11 protein-coding genes are annotated in these 14,621 nt (G+C 69.5%); 9 read left to right on the top strand and 2 right to left on the bottom strand.

Annotation, left to right across the window (positions count from 1 at the left end; genetic code table 11):
- The first annotated feature begins 30 nt into the window (after positions 1-30).
- Positions 31-657: a 2-hydroxychromene-2-carboxylate isomerase gene (locus tag OVA30_RS07735; RefSeq protein ID WP_003604476.1), complete on the top strand. Its 627-nt coding sequence runs from the start codon at positions 31-33 to the stop codon at positions 655-657.
- A gap of 4 nt (positions 658-661) precedes the next feature.
- On the opposite strand, the gene OVA30_RS07730 is transcribed toward OVA30_RS07735, so the two are convergent.
- Both OVA30_RS07730 and OVA30_RS07725 read right to left on the bottom strand, forming a co-directional pair.
- Complete coding sequence (locus OVA30_RS07730) at positions 662-2,611, bottom strand: putative bifunctional diguanylate cyclase/phosphodiesterase (RefSeq protein ID WP_076644513.1); 1,950 nt, start codon at positions 2,609-2,611, stop codon at positions 662-664.
- A 280-nt stretch (positions 2,612-2,891) separates the two neighbouring features.
- Positions 2,892-4,202 (bottom strand): MFS transporter, encoded by a 1,311-nt coding sequence (locus OVA30_RS07725; protein WP_268175094.1) that lies wholly within the window; start codon positions 4,200-4,202, stop codon positions 2,892-2,894.
- Between the two features lie 247 nt (positions 4,203-4,449).
- On the opposite strand from OVA30_RS07725, the gene rlmH reads away from it, so the two are divergent.
- The 8 genes from rlmH to OVA30_RS07685 all read left to right on the top strand — a co-directional run bounded on the left by rlmH (position 4,450) and on the right by OVA30_RS07685 (position 14,619).
- Entirely contained in the window at positions 4,450-4,947 is a 498-nt protein-coding gene (rlmH, locus tag OVA30_RS07720; RefSeq protein ID WP_003604480.1) for a 23S rRNA (pseudouridine(1915)-N(3))-methyltransferase RlmH, read from the top strand.
- The gene (locus OVA30_RS07715) at positions 4,944-6,344 is read left to right on the top strand and encodes a murein hydrolase activator EnvC family protein (RefSeq protein WP_015822757.1); all 1,401 of its coding nucleotides are present in this window, start codon (positions 4,944-4,946) and stop codon (positions 6,342-6,344) included. Before rlmH ends, OVA30_RS07715 begins: the two co-directional genes overlap by 4 nt.
- The gene (locus tag OVA30_RS07710) at positions 6,344-7,666 is read left to right on the top strand and encodes a S41 family peptidase (protein ID WP_003598707.1); all 1,323 of its coding nucleotides are present in this window, start codon (positions 6,344-6,346) and stop codon (positions 7,664-7,666) included. The genes OVA30_RS07715 and OVA30_RS07710 overlap by 1 nt, the downstream gene beginning before the upstream one ends.
- Positions 7,667-7,817: 151 nt before the next feature.
- The gene (locus OVA30_RS07705; protein WP_268175093.1) at positions 7,818-9,023 is read left to right on the top strand and encodes a divergent polysaccharide deacetylase family protein; all 1,206 of its coding nucleotides are present in this window, start codon (positions 7,818-7,820) and stop codon (positions 9,021-9,023) included.
- 363 nt (positions 9,024-9,386) lie between these two features.
- Positions 9,387-11,075, top strand: a complete 1,689-nt coding sequence (locus OVA30_RS07700; protein ID WP_012253727.1) for a methyl-accepting chemotaxis protein — start codon at positions 9,387-9,389, stop codon at positions 11,073-11,075.
- Positions 11,076-11,219: 144 nt separating this feature from the next.
- Positions 11,220-11,807 carry an RNA pyrophosphohydrolase gene (locus tag OVA30_RS07695; RefSeq protein WP_268175092.1) on the top strand — a complete coding sequence of 196 codons (588 nt, stop codon included), beginning with the start codon at positions 11,220-11,222 and terminating at the stop codon, positions 11,805-11,807.
- A gap of 27 nt (positions 11,808-11,834) precedes the next feature.
- On the top strand, positions 11,835-12,491 hold the full coding sequence (locus OVA30_RS07690; RefSeq protein WP_268175091.1) for a DUF2939 domain-containing protein: 657 nt from the start codon (positions 11,835-11,837) through the stop codon (positions 12,489-12,491).
- Positions 12,492-12,690: 199 nt separating this feature from the next.
- Positions 12,691-14,619, top strand: coding sequence for a potassium transporter Kup (locus OVA30_RS07685; RefSeq protein ID WP_268175090.1), 1,929 nt, complete (start codon positions 12,691-12,693; stop codon positions 14,617-14,619).
- The last annotated feature ends 2 nt before the right edge of the window (positions 14,620-14,621 follow it).

The following is a 14,621-nucleotide window of genomic DNA, read 5'->3' as shown; positions in this document are numbered from 1 at the left end:
GACGGACCAGACGATCCGGAGAATCGACGAATGCGGCGGCGAGCGACCCTGGAATTCTGGTACGAGTTCGCCTCGACCTACTCTTACCTGTCGGCCATGCGCATCGAAGCGCTGGCCAGGACGGCCGACGTCGAACTGCGCTGGCGACCGTTCCTGCTCGGGCCGATCTTCGCGACGCAGGGATGGACCAACTCGCCCTTCAACCTCTACCCGGCCAAGGGCCGCAACATGTGGCGCGACCTCGACCGCGAGGCCGCGCGGCTCGGGCTCCCGCCGGTCACGCGCCCCACGCCCTTCCCGCAGAATTCCCTCAGCGCAGTGCGCGTGGCGACCTACGGCGCGGACCAGGACTGGCTGGTGCCGTTCTCGAAGGCGGTGTTCGAGACGAGCTTTGCCAAGGGCGGCTCCATCGCCGAGCCGGCGGCGGTGGGGCGCATCCTCGATTCGCTCGGGCTCGACGGCACCCAGATCCTCAAGGCGGCGGCCTCCGAGGCCAACAAGGGCCGCCTGAAGGTGGCCGGCGAGGAGGCCCGCTCCCGCGGCATCTACGGTGCGCCGAGCTTCCTCACCGAGGACGGCGAGCTGTTCTGGGGCAACGACCGCCTGGAACAGGCGATCGCCTGGGCCGCGGGCGACCGGCCCGACGGGCTGCGGTGAGGGATCAGGCGGAGACCGGCTCGGCCTCCGCCGCGCCGCGAAGGCCGCCGAGCAGGTCCGTCATCGGCATCGGCACCCCGATCAGGTAGCCCTGAACGTAGCGACAGCCGTGACGGCGCACCGCGCTCAGTTGCTCCGTGGTCTCGATCCCCTCGGCGATGCCGTCCAGGCCGAGATTCTGGCAGAGATCGAGGATGGTGATCACGACGCTGCGCCCGAGGTCGGATTCGACATCGGCCATGAAGCCGCGGTCGATCTTGATCCGGTCCAGCGGCAGGCGGTGGACGTAGTTCAGGCTCGAATACCCCGTCCCGAAATCGTCCAGCGCGATCTTGATGCCGAGTGCGCGCAGCAGCGTGATCGCCTTCTGCGCCCCCTCGAAGTCGCGCATCAGCGCGGTCTCCGTCAGCTCCAGCGTGATCCGCCGGGGATCGAGCCCGCTCTGCCGGACCGCGGCGAGGATCGCGATGACCGTCTCGGGCGAGGCGAGATCATGTGAGGAGAGATTGAACGACAATCCGATGTCGTCCGGAAGCCGGGCCGCGTCGGCGAGCGCCTTGCGCAGGAGAAGCAGGGTCACCGAGTGGATCATGCCGCAGCGCTCCGCCACGGCGATGAAGCGGTCGGGCGGCACGCGCCCGAGCTTGGGGCTCGTCCAGCGCGCCAGCGCCTCGACCGTGGTGATGCGGTCCGTCACCGTGTCGAGGATCGGCTGGTAGTGCATCTCCATCTCGGCGGCGAGATCCGCGCTTTGGAGGGCGGCCTCCACCGCGCGCTCGGCCCGGATCGCGTCCTCATGCTCCTGCGAGAACAGGGTCGTGGTCCCGCGCTTGCGCTCCTTGGAATGGTAGAGCGCATAATCGGCCCGGTCGAACAGCGCATCCGCCGCCCGTCCGGCGCTGGGATACAGCGCCAGACCGCCGGAGCATCCCGGCACGACCTGGGTCTCGCCGAGCGAAATCGGCGCGTGCAGCGCCGTACAGATGCGGTTGCAAAGCTCGACCGCGTCGGCCGTGCGGTCGGCCGCGTGGATCAGCACGCCGAACTCGTCGCCGCCGAGGCGCGCAATCGTCACGCCATCCGCGGCGAAGGCGCTGAGACGGCGCCCGGTCTCTTCCAGCACCCGGTCTCCGGCGGTGTGGCCGAACGTGTCGTTGATCGGCTTGAACCGGTCGAGGTCGAAGATTGCGAGGGCGAAGGCGGCGTTTCCGGTCGCCGAGGCGGCGATCAGCGCATCGAGGCGCTGAAAGAAATAGCGCCGATTGGGCAACCCGGTGAGGCTGTCGGTATGCGCCAGGCGCTGGTTCTCCTCGCCGAGCCGCTGGGCTTCGGCCTTGGACTCGAGCAGTTGGAGGAAGGCCAGGAAGTTGTTGGTGAGGATGCGCACCATCACCACCGTGACGAAGGCGGTGTTGAGCGCGATCGCGATGAAGACGCTGTTGCCGCTCGTGAAGCAGTGAATCAGGAAGCTGCCCATGACGATGATCGTCACGACGAGCGCCGCGGCCGGCAGATGCGTCAGGCAGAAGATGCAGGCTATGACGGTGATCGCGACGAAGATCGCGACGTGACCCTGCTCGAACGGTCCGCCATAGGACGTGAGCTTCATCGCCCAGCCGACGAAGAGGGCCGAGAACAGGACGGTGAGGAGGCTGGTGCCGCGCAGCCGTTTGACGGCCTCTTCACCGGAGATCGACTGTGGCCGGAGATGCCACCAATGCGTGGCCCGCACCACACACAGCCCGATCATCGCGCCGGGCAGCCCGACGGTCAGCCAGGCCGGCGCAAGTGGGTAATGGGTGAATGCGAGGGCGCAGGCGTTGACGGAGAGCAGCGCGTAGAGCGACGGGATCTGCTTCTGCAACTCCCCGATCTGACGGATGCAGGCTTCCGGGTCGGTATAGCTCGGTACGATACCGCTCAGGAGCTCTCGGCGGCCGTAAATGAATTTCATTCTCATCTTGCCGAACACCAGACCATGAACACGTCGCCGCGCGTCCTCTCCCGGAGATGCATTTGGTCTAATTTTTCCTAAAAATTCATTGCATCGAAATAGTCAGTCTTCGCCCGTCCGACATGGGCGAAAGAACGTTTGCGCCGCGATGCAACCGCTGTCGGCCCGGCACGCGGGCCGGGTCCGCCCGTTCTTGGCGATCGACTTGAATGCCCAGGCTCGATTGGGACTTCTCCGGCCCGTGACAGCCTGCTCCTCGGCGGTGATGCGCCGCCGGAATTCACCGCCGCGTCGCCGTATCGACATGGATATCCCGCCCCCGCGTCTCCGGCAGCAGCAGGGCGGCGATCGTGCCGACGAGGCTGAAGGCGGCGAGGTAGTAGGCCGGCGCCATCCGGTCGCCGGTGGCGGCGATCAGCCAGTTCACGACGTAGTTCGTGCTGCCGCCGAAGATCGAGACCGAGAGCGCGTAGACGATCGACAGCCCGGCGCTGCGCACCGCCCGCGGCAGGGCTTCGGGGATGGCGACGATGATCGCCGCCGCGTTTATCGAGGACAGGGCCGAGAGCAGGAAGGTCACGGCGTAGACGCTGAGCGCGCTCGGGCTGCCCAGCATCCATAGGAAGGTTGGCACGGCGAGCAACAGGATCAGCGCGCGCGGCCAGATCATCACCGGCTTGCGCCCGAACCGGTCGGCGAGCCAGCCGCCGAGGAGCGGAAAGATCACGGAGGCCAGCCCCAGGGCGATCGGCACGGCGTTGGCCGCCATCTCCGAGAGGCCGAGCGTCGCCCCCGCATAGACCGGCATGTTGGTGCCCACCGCGTTCGAGACGGTCGAGGCGGCGATGACGAGGAAGGTCAGCCCGAGCATCCGCCCGTGCTGGCGCAGCAGCCGACCGAGCACCGCACCCGTCGAATCGGCGGCAGCGGGGTCGTGCCCCTCGCCTGCCGTCTCCGGCAGGTGGCTGCGGATCACGAGGCCGACCGGCACGACGAGAAGGCCGAGACCGAACATCAGCCGCCAGCCCCAATCGGCCATGGCCGCGTCGCCGAGCACGAGGGTCAGCACGGTGGCGAACAGGCCGGCGAACAGCGCGGCGCAACCCTGGCTCGCGATCTGCCAACTTGCCACGAAGCCGCGATGCCGCGCCGGGGCCGCCTCGATCAGGAAGGCGGTGGAGGGTCCGACCTCGCCGCCGAGCGCCAGCCCCTGGATCAGCCGACCGGCGATCACGATCACCTGTGCCCAGACGCCGAGGACCGCCGTGCCGGGGCAGGCCGCCAGCATCAGCATGCCCACCGCCATCAGCGCGATGGTGATGAGCATCGCGGGCTTGCGCCCGGCCCGGTCGGCGAAGGCGCCGATCAGCACGCCGCCCACCGGGCGCATGACGTAGCCGATCCCGAACAGGGCGAGCGAGGCGAGCAGGCTGTCGGTCGGGCTGTCCGAGGGGAAGAAGGTCGCGCCGATCGACTTGGCGAAGAAGGCGTAGATCGTGAAATCGTAGAATTCGAGGGCGTTGCCGAGAACGACCGCTCCCACGGCCTTGCGGTCGAGGCGCGGGGGCGCGGCGCTTGCGGGCGAGTGCATCGTGATCCTGTTGTGAGATCCCGGACGGGTGGGCGCGGCGGGAGGCCGGGTCCGGGTCGAAGGCATGGTTGAGGGCGGCAGGTAGGTCGCCGCCGCCGTGCCGCCACCCCGGCGAAGTCGCACCGTGGCGCTCGGGCCGGCCTTGCCTGCATTGCCGGCGACGTTTTCCGGCGCGATCGGCTCCCCGTCCCCGGCGTGATCGTGCTATCGCGCCCTAACACCTCGCTCCCGGGATCGTTCAACCCCCTTGCGCCTGCTCGTCGTCGCCATCGGACGCCTGAAGAATGGGCCGGAGCGGGATCTCGCCGCCCGTTACCGCGAGCGCGCGGTCGCGCTCGGCAAGGGCCTGGGCGTCACCGCCTGCGACCTGACCGAGATTCCCGAATCGCGCGCCCGCCGGAGCGCCGACCGCATCGCCGAGGAGGCGGCGGCGATCCTGGCTCTCGTGCCGGCGGACGCGGCGGTGATCGCCTGTGACGAGCGCGGCCGCTCCGACTGGCCGAGCGAGCGCATCGCGGACAAGATCGGGGCGTGGCGTGATGCAGGGCGCAGCACGCTTGTTCTCGTCGTCGGCGGTGCGGATGGCCTTCACGAGACCGTGCGCGGACGCGCCGACCATATTCTCGCCTTCGGGGCGGCGACACTGCCGCACGGCCTGGTTCGTGTGCTCGCCCTCGAGCAGGTCTACCGGGCGCTGACCATCCTGGCCGGGCACCCCTATCACCGGGGCGATCCCGAGGCATGAGATCCAAGGTGGCGGTCCACTCCCGGTCGGCGACGATCCTGACGGCCAAGTCCGCTCTGGTGCTGACGGCTCTTGCCTGCCTCGCGGGCGGCCTCGCCCTGCCCGTGCGTGCGCAAACGACGCCTGACCCGGAGGCGATGCGGCGTACGCAGGAGGAGCGGGACCGGCGCGCCCAGAGCCTCAAGCAGATCGAGGACGCGCTGGCCGCCAGCAGCGGCAGCCGGGCGGCGCTCGAGGCCGAGATCGCCGCGATCGGCTCCGACCGGACCAAGCTCAGCACCGCGCTGCTCGATGCCGGACGCCAGGCCCAGGCGACCGAGGACCGGATGAACCGGCTGGAGGAGCGCCTGCGCGCGCTGACCGACAGCGACGCAGCGATCCGCAAATCGCTGGAAGCGCGCCGCGCGGTCATCGCCGAGATCCTGGCCGCGCTCCAGAGGATGGGCCGGCGCCCGCCGCCCGCCGTGCTGGTGCGCCCCGAGGACGTGCTCGCGGCGATCCGCACTTCGATGATGCTCGGCGCGGTGGTGCCGGAGTTGCGCGGCGAGGCCGATACGCTCGCCGGCGACCTCACCGAACTGGTGCGGGTGCGCGGCCTCATCGCTGCCGACCGCGAGGCACTGAAAAAAGATCTCGCGGGCTGGGCCGCCGAGCGCCAGCGCCTCGACGCGCTGATCGCCGCCCGCCGCAGCCGGCAGGCGGAGGTCGAATCCAGCCTCACCGCCGAGCGCCGCAAGAGCGCCGAACTCGGCACGCAGGCCAAATCGCTCAAGGAACTCGTGGACCGGATGGAGGGCGAGCTGTCGAGCGCCCGCCGCGCCGCCGACGAGGTCCGCGCCGCCGCCGAACGCGAGCAGCGGGCGATCCAGGACAAGTTTGCGGCGGCCGGTGCCCGCGATCCGGCGCGGCTCGCGCCGAAGGTGAAGTTCGCCGAGGCCCGCGGCGATCTGCCCAGGCCGGTGAGCGGCCCCCTGCTGCGCGGCTTCAACCAGCCGGACGGCCAGGGCGGCACCACCCGCGGCATCTCGCTGCGGGCACGGCCGAAGGCGGTGGTCTCCTCGCCCGCGGACGGATGGGTTTCCTTCGCCGGACCCTTTCGCTCCTACGGGCGTCTCTTGATCATCAATGCGGGCGACGGCTACTATCTGTTGCTCGCGGGGATGGATCAGATCAACGTCGAGGTCGGCCAGTTCGTACTGGCGGGCGAACCGGTGGCCGTGATGGGCGAGGGCAGCGGCACCCCGGCAAGCACGCCGTCGAACGTGACGCAGGCTGCGTCACAGAAGGACGATGATCGGATTGATCCCGTCCTGTACGTCGAGTTCAGGAAAGACGGCGGCTCTATCGATCCGGAGCCGTGGTGGGCGAGAAGTTCCAGCGAGAAGGTTCGCGGATAATGCGCAAAGTGTCCCTCGTGTTACTCGGCGCGGCCCTCGGCATCGGCGCCTCGGCCCTGTCGACCCAGACCCAGCTGCTGTCCGGTACGAGCGCCATCGCGGCCTCGGCGGAAACCTACCGGCAACTGAGCCTGTTCGGCGACGTGTTCGAGAAGGTGCGGACCGACTACGTCGAGAAGCCCGAGGAAGCGAAGCTGATCGAGTCGGCCGTCAACGGCATGCTGACCTCGCTCGATCCGCATTCGAGCTACATGGACGCGAAAGCCTTCCGCGACATGCAGACGACGACGAAGGGCGAGTTCGGTGGCCTCGGCATCGAGGTCACCATGGAGGACGGCCTGATCAAGGTCGTCTCGCCGATCGACGACACGCCCGCCTCCAAGGCCGGCCTGCTCGCCAACGACATCATCACCCAGATCGACGAGGATCAGGTCCAGGGGCTGACCCTGAACCAGGCCGTCGACAAGATGCGCGGCCCCGTGAACTCCACGGTGAAGCTGAAGATCTCCCGCAAGGAGGCCAAGGAGCCGCTCGACGTCTCGCTGACGCGCGACGTCATCAAGATCCGCCCCGTGCGCTCGAAGGTCGAGAGCGGCGATGTCGGCTATGTCCGCCTGACCCAGTTCAACGAGCAGACCTATGACGGCCTCAAGACGGCGATCGACAAGCTCCAGGGCGAGATCGGCGGCGACAAGCTGAAGGGCTTCGTGCTCGATCTGCGCAACAATCCCGGCGGCCTGCTCGATCAGGCGGTGATGGTCTCCGACGCCTTCCTCGACCGTGGCGAGATCGTCTCGACCCGCGGCCGCAACCCGGACGAGACCCAGCGCTTCTCCGCCAAGGCCGGCGACCTCGCCAAGGGCAAGCCGATCGTGGTGCTCGTGAACGGCGGCGCGGCCTCGGCCTCCGAGATCGTGGCCGGCGCTCTGCAGGATCACAAGCGCGCGACCATCATGGGCACGCGCTCCTTCGGCAAGGGCTCGGTGCAGTCGATCATCCCGCTCGGCGGCCAGGGCGCCCTGCGCCTCACCACCGCGCGCTACTACACACCGTCCGGCCGCTCGATCCAGGCGAAGGGCATCGAGCCGGATCAGGAGGTGCTGCAGGAGGTGCCCGACGATCTGAAGGGCAAGGACGAGACCAAGGGCGAGGCCGGCCTGAAGGGCCACCTCAAGCAGAAGGACACCGAGGAGCGCGGCGGTTCCTCGGCCTACATCCCGCCGGACCCGGCCAAGGACAAGCAGCTCATCGCCGCGGTCGATTTCCTGCACGGCATCCAAAAGGGTGCGGCCAACGTGACGAAGCCGGCCACGCAGAACTGATTGAGCCAGCCCGCCGCGGGCATCCGCCGCGGTGTTAGCGAAAGATTAACCATGACGGCCCGCAATACCGGTTCAGACCGGGGTTGCGGGCCGTTTCTCGTTGAAGGCCGCGCCCGGTCGTCCGAGCATGGGCCAACAGGCAGGACGGCGGGTGAGCGACGCGGCCGACGACATCCTGACGAAGCCTCTCGGTGTCGCGGACAAGGCGGCCCGTCCGCGCTTGGCCCTGCGCCCGTCCGCAGGCGCGGCGGCGGGCGTCGGTGCGCTGGTCGTGGCCCTGCTCGCCGGTGGCATCGCCCTCACCGGTGATCCCCGCGGCGGCGAGCCTCGGGCGCAGGCGCTCATCGAGATCCGCGAGGCCCCGGCCTCCGTCCCCCGCATCGCCGACGCCGCACCGCCCGCCGCGAAAGGACCGGCCCAGTCCGCCAGCGAGGTCGAGCAGGCCTCCGGCGTCAGCGTGTTCCGCCCCGACGGTTCGACGGCCCCCGATGCGCCGGTGATCATCCGCGTCCCGAACGCCGCCCAGGTGAAGCTCGCGCCGGCCCCCGATGCACGCCTGACCGAGCGCGGGCGCCACGGCCCCCTGCCCCGGATCGGCGAAGGGCGGCTGCGGCCGCTCGACGTCTATGCCCGCCCGGACGAGCCCGGCACCGGACCGCGCATCGCCGTCCTCGTCTCCGGTCTCGGCATCGGCGAGATGGCCACCCTCGGCGCCATCGCCCGGCTTCCCGCCGCGGTCAGCCTCGCGCTGTCGCCCTACGGCACCGACCTCGAGAAGACCGCGACCCGCGCCCGCGAGGCCGGCCACGAGATCCTGCTCCAACTGCCGATGGAGCCGTTCGACTATCCCGACAGCGATCCCGGTCCGCAGACGCTCCTGGCCTCGGCCCGCCCCGGCGAGAACCTCGATCGGGCCGCCTGGGCGATGAGCCGGTTTCCGGGATTCGTCGGGGCCGTGAACTTCATGGGCGCCAAGCTGATGAGCGAGGCGGGGGCCCTGGAACCGGTGCTGAAGGATCTGTCCGCCCGCGGGCTCGGCTTCGTCGATGACGGCGCGGCGCCCGGTACCCAGGTCGCGACCGTCGCGGCGAAGACCAAGCTGCCATCCGCGCGGGCCGAGATCGTGATCGACGCCGTCGCGCGGCCCGATGCGATCGACGCGGAACTCGCCCGCCTGGAGACGCTGGCCCGGCAGAAGGGCCTGGTGCTGGCCTCTTCCAGCGCCTCGCCGCTGACGATCGAGCGCCTGTCGCGCTGGTCGCGCGATCTGGAGGCGCGCGGCATCCGGCTCGTGCCGGTGAGCGCGATCCTGCGCCGCCCGGGCGGCGTCTCGAAGCTGTCGAGCGCGACGCCTTAGGAGATCGCCCGAACGGCCTTTGCCGGAATCGGGATGGCGGCGATCCGAAATCGATCATCCGACCGGATCGGTCGGGAGACGGGCCAATCTGCCGAATTCGTCGCCGTAATATCGGCCTGAGCCCGCCGCCGAGTACCAGCCGCGACACGCTTGCCCTGCTTTCTCGGCGCATGGGACACGCGCAGATTGAAGCCAAAAAAACAGCTTATGTCAGTTTTCATTCCGCCACAAAACGTACAGCAATTTTAATCCCACTCCTCCCCGCGAAATCGCATAAACAATTCGTGATCCGGTAAGTGTTTCCGGGCCAGGATCCGGCCGCTCGCTCAGCAAATTCGCGCGCCGTTCCTGTCGGAGTCCTCCGTGTCGCTCCAAACACTTCCCATTCGCAGCAAGCTCATCGCTTCATTCACGGTGCTGACGATCCTTCTCGTCAGCTTAGGGGTTCTGGGCCTCGTCGGAACGCAGACGATGCGCGACCAAGCGCTCGATATCGAACGCAATTGGCTTCCCAGCGTGCGCCTGCTCGGCGAGATCGACACGGCGGCGGCGCGGATGAACACCGTGATGCTGCGGCACACGCAAGCGACCGACCCGCAGATGGTGTCCGCGATGGACAAGGACTTCGAGCGCTTCGGCAAGCTGATCGACGACAAGCGGGCGGCCTACGAACGGCTCATCGCGAATGCCGAGGAGCGGGCGCTCTACGAGACCTATGTGCGGGATACCGCGACCTTCGAGAACGAACGGCGCAACGTGATGGACCTGTCGCGCCAGGGCCGGAAGGCGGACGCTTTCTCCTACTACGAATCGAAGGGTCTCGCGCCGCGCCGGGCGATGTCGAATTCGCTGGAGAAGCTGGTCAATTTCAACAACGAGGGTGCCGCCCGCGCGATGGCGGCGGGCGAGGCCGTGTTCCAGCAGGTGCGGACAATCGGCCTTGCCGTCCTCGCCCTCGGGCTCGGCCTCGCGGTCCTGCTCGCGGTCCTGATCACCCGCGGCGTAACCCGCGGCATCGCCTCCGTGGTCGGGCCGATGCAGGCGCTGGCCGCGGGCGACCTTTCGGTCACGATCCCGCATCAGGGCCAGCGGACCGAGATCGGCACAATCGCCGACGCGGTTCAGATCTTCAAGGCCGGGCTGATCCGCATGCGCGACCTCGAAGAGGAGAGCGCCGCGGCTCGCGCCGGGGCGGAGGCGCAGCGCAAGGCGGCGATGCGCGAGATGGCCGAGCGGTTCGAGGGTGCGGTCGGCGGCGTCGTCAGCCTCGTCTCGTCGGCTGCGGCCCAGTTGCAGGCCTCGGCGCACGGCATGACCGGTGCCGCGACCCGGACCGCCGGCCAGTCGGTCAGCGTGGCCGCCGCGGCCGAGGAAGCCGCCACCAACGTCAACACCGTGGCGGCCGCCGCCGAGGAGCTGGGCGCCTCGGTGCAGGAGATCGGCCGGCAGGTCAGCGGCTCCTCGACGCTGGCCCAGGCGGCAGTGGGAGAGGCGGCGCAGACGGCGGCCCATGTCCGGGCGCTCAGCGCGGCCGTCTCCAAGATCGGCGACGTCGTCACCATGATCACCACCATCGCCGGGCAGACCAATCTGCTCGCGCTCAACGCCACCATCGAGGCGGCCCGCGCGGGCGAGGCTGGCCGCGGCTTTGCGGTGGTGGCCGCCGAGGTCAAGGAACTCGCCAACCAGACCGCGCGCGCCACGGAGGAAATCTCCGGCCAGATCGGCCGGATTCAGGAGACCACCGGCCACGCGGTCTCGGCCATCGGCAGCATCACCGGGCGCATCGAGGAGATCAGTTCGGTGGCGGCCTCGATCGCCGCGGCGGTGGAGCAGCAAGGTGCGGCGACCCAGGAGATCGTGCGCAACGTCGCCCAGGCGGCGATGGGTGCGGGCGAGGTGACGAGCAACATCACGGGCGTGGCCCAGGCCGCCGAGGAAGCCGGGGCGACCGCTGCCGAAGTGCTCGCCGCTTCTTCCGAGCTGTCGCGCCAGTCCGAGCACCTCTCGGCGGAAGTCGGCCGCTTCCTCGCGAACGTGCGCGCCGCCTGAACTGTACCTCGAAAACGACAGAGAAATTCGTGGGCGCGGCCGAGGCCGCGCCCATGCTCGTTTTACGGCCTCAGATGGGGGTTAGGTCGGCGTTGCCCGCACCGGTTCGGCCTCCTATGGTCGCGCCGCCAGCATGAGCCCGCGATGACCCGCCCCGACGACAACCTTCTACGCCTGCCCGAGGGCAGCGCGCTGCCCTACCGCCCCTGCGTGGGCGTGACCCTGTTTCATCGTGACGGCCGCGTCTTCATCGGCCGGCGCAAGCGCGAGGCGGGCCCCGAGCATGTCGACGGCGATCTCGCGTGGCAGATGCCGCAGGGCGGGATCGACGAGGGGGAAGAGCCCCTCGCCGCGGCCCTGCGCGAACTCCACGAGGAGACCAACGTGCCGGCCGACGCCGTCACGCTGCTCGGCGAAACCCGCGACTGGCTCGCCTACGACCTGCCGCCGGCGGTGATGAAGCAGGCCTGGAAGGGTCGCTACCGCGGTCAGCGCCAGAAATGGTTCGCCTTCGGGCTCACCGGGAATGAATCGGCGATCGACGTGGACGCCCCCGGCGGCGGCCATCACAAGCCCGAATTCGAGGCGTGGCGCTGGGAGCGGCTGGAGGCGCTGCCGGACCTCATCGTCCCCTTCAAGCGTCCGGTCTACGAGGGCGTCGTCGCGGCCTTCTCCGGGCTGACGGGCTGGCATGGCGCCGGGGACAATGGGACCGGGGACAACCCGGCATGATCCAACCGCGCATCCGCGGCTGATCCGATGCGGTGGTGGCTCATTCCCCTTCTCGCGGTGGCGGCTTGGTTCGCCTACACGCTGACGCCGTTCTGGTCGCTCTACGGCTTCGCCGCGGCGGTGCAGGCGGGTGATGCGGCGGCGGTGGAGCAGCGCGTCAACTTCCGCACGCTGCGCCTATCGCTCGCCCGGCAGATCAGCGCGGCCGTCAAGGCCGACAGCAACGCCCTCGATCCCCGCGAACGGCAGCGCATCGCCGACGCGGCGGCAGCTGTCGCGCTCCCGATCATGGAATCGGCGCTGACGCCGAAAGCCGTGATCGACCTCCTCGACGATGGCTGGCCGCAGGGCGCCGACCTCGCCGCGCCGGCCGGCCGGCATGAACGGCGCGACGGCCTGCGCATCCCCGATCTCAAGCGGCTGCTGCGCTACTATCTCGCCGCCGACATGCGCGGCTTCCGCTCCGTGCTGGTTGCCGTGCCGCCGGACCGGCCCCGCCACGAGCAGTTCCGCATCCGCCTGCGCCTGCGCGACTGGGGCTGGCGCCTCGTCGATATCGAGCTGTCCGACGACCTGCGCCGCCGGATCGGCGAGAAGGCCGCCGCCGCCGCCGCTCGGCTGCGCGAAGGCCGCACGAACCCCGACAAGACCGGACCGGATGCCTCCCCGCATCGCGAGCCGTGAGTGACCCGGTCGCACGCCCACGAAAGACTCTGGCTTTTAATCCATCGCTCCATAGGTGAACCGCCACGAGAGCCGTTTGCGATCTGATGGCATCAGGCCGGCGTCTCTCGATCTTTCGTCTCAGCGCGCTTTCGTTCGCCGAACCGGCATCCACTTCGTCGGAAAGCGCTCTGACGGCCCCGCTTCCCGGAGCACATTCGTGAGCCAGCCCGCCGCCCAGCCCTCGGAAGCGAGCCGATCGGAGTCCGGGCCGGGCCGTCGCCTCGGGGCGGGCCTGCTGATCGCGACCCTCGGCGTCGTCTACGGCGATATCGGCACGAGCCCGCTCTACGCCCTCAAGGAAGCGGTGCGCGCCGCGAGTCCGGGCGGTGATCCGAGCCCGGTCGCGGTGACCGGCGCCGTCTCGCTGATCCTGTGGGCGCTGATCCTCGTCGTCTCGCTGAAATACGCGGTGCTGATCCTGCGGGCCGACAACCGTGGCGAGGGCGGCATCGTGGCGATGCTGGCGCTGCTCGGCGCCCGCCACGCGCAACCCGGCTCGCGGCAGGCGCTGCTGCTCGTGGTCGGCCTCGTCGGCGCCGCCCTGCTCTACGGCGACGGGGCGATCACCCCAGCCATCTCGGTGCTCTCGGCGGTCGAGGGCCTGCGGGTCGATGCGCCCGCCCTCGACCGCTTCATCGTGCCGATCACGCTGGTGATCCTCGTCGGCCTGTTCCTCGTCCAGCGCCGGGGCGCGGCCTTCATCGGCAAGATCTTCGGGCCGGTGATGCTGGTCTGGTTTCTCGTGCTGGCCGCACTCGGCCTCGGCGGCATCGTGCAGGCGCCGCAGATCCTGGCGGCGGTCAATCCGCTGCGCGCGGTCGAGTTCACGGCGCATGCCGGCCTGCATGTCGGCTTCACGATGCTGGGCGCGGCCTTCCTCGCGGTCACCGGCGGCGAGGCAATGTATGCCGATCTCGGCCATTTCGGCGCGCGGGCGATCCGCGTCGCGTGGTTCGTCCTCGTTCTGCCGGCGCTGGTGGTCCATTATTTCGGGCAGGGCGCGATCCTGCTGGTCGATCCGTCGGCGGCCGAGAACCCATTCTACCGCCTCGCGCCGGGCGTCCTGCATTACCCGCTGATCGGGCTGGCGACGCTTGCCGCCGTCATCGCCTCGCAGGCGGTGATCTCGGGCGTGTTCTCGCTGACCCGGCAATCAATCCAGCTCGGCTTCCTGCCGCCTCTGCACATCGTCCACACCGCGTCCGACGAGAGCGGCCAGATCTACGTGCCGCTGGTGAACTGGCTGCTCGCCGCCGCCACGCTCTCGGCCGTCCTGATCTTCCGCTCCTCCGACGCGCTGGCCGGGGCCTACGGCATCGCCGTGTCGCTGCTGATGGCGATCACCACCCTGCTCGCCGGCCTCGTCGCCCGCAAATGGGGCTTCGGCCTGCCCCTCGTGCTCGCGGTCAACGGCTTCTTCCTCGTGATCGACCTGATCTTCCTCTCGGCCAACAGCGTGAAGCTGTTCGAGGGCGGCTGGTTTCCGCTGCTGCTGGCGGGCATCATCGCCTTCCTGATGCTGACCTGGCGCAAGGGCCAGCTCTGCCTGGAACAGGCGCGCGTGGATCTGCGCCCGCCGGAGGCCCGCTTCCTCGAAAGCCTGCGCCACAATCCGCCGACAACCCTGCCGGGCTCGGCCGCCTTCCTGTCCTCGGCGACCGAGGGCATCCCGCTGCCGATGATGCGCTTCGTCGAGCGCCTGGGCGCGCTGCACGCCCGCGTGCTGATCGTGACCGCTCTGTTCGAGGAGACGCCGACCGTGCCGCGCGAGGAGCGCGCCCGCGTCACCGAGATCACCCCCGACATCCGCCGGGTGGTGCTGCATTACGGCTTCATGCAATCGGCCTCGATCCCCGAGGGGCTGGACTGCGCCGTCGGCGCCGGCCTCCTTCCAAAGGCGTTCGCGGAGGATCTCACCGTCTTCGTTGGCCACGAGACGATCATCCCCGTCTCCGACCAGCGCGGCATGTCGGATTGGCGCGAGGCGGTCTTCGCGGTGATGCAGAACAACGCCGAGCGCACCGGCGCCCATTTCTGCGTGCCGGCGCGGCAGGTGATCGAGATCGGCACCGAGATCGAGATCTGAAG

This window comes from Methylorubrum sp. SL192, from assembly GCF_026672325.1.
Taxonomy (GTDB): Bacteria; Pseudomonadota; Alphaproteobacteria; order Rhizobiales; family Beijerinckiaceae; genus Methylobacterium; species Methylobacterium extorquens.
This window is presented reverse-complemented; position numbering and strand designations above follow the sequence as displayed.

Bases quoted from the DNA above. Each gene is read 5' to 3' on its own strand.
- OVA30_RS07735 (WP_003604476.1), top strand. From the start codon at position 31: ATGCGGCGGCGAGCGACCCTGGAATTCTGGTACGAGTTCGCCTCGACC.
- OVA30_RS07730 (WP_076644513.1), bottom strand. From the start codon at position 2,611: ATGAAATTCATTTACGGCCGCCGAGAGCTCCTGAGCGGTATCGTACCG.
- OVA30_RS07725 (WP_268175094.1), bottom strand. From the start codon at position 4,202: ATGCACTCGCCCGCAAGCGCCGCGCCCCCGCGCCTCGACCGCAAGGCC.
- OVA30_RS07715 (WP_015822757.1), top strand. From the start codon at position 4,944: ATGAGATCCAAGGTGGCGGTCCACTCCCGGTCGGCGACGATCCTGACG.
- OVA30_RS07710 (WP_003598707.1), top strand. From the start codon at position 6,344: ATGCGCAAAGTGTCCCTCGTGTTACTCGGCGCGGCCCTCGGCATCGGC.
- OVA30_RS07695 (WP_268175092.1), top strand. From the start codon at position 11,220: ATGACCCGCCCCGACGACAACCTTCTACGCCTGCCCGAGGGCAGCGCG.
- OVA30_RS07690 (WP_268175091.1), top strand. From the start codon at position 11,835: ATGCGGTGGTGGCTCATTCCCCTTCTCGCGGTGGCGGCTTGGTTCGCC.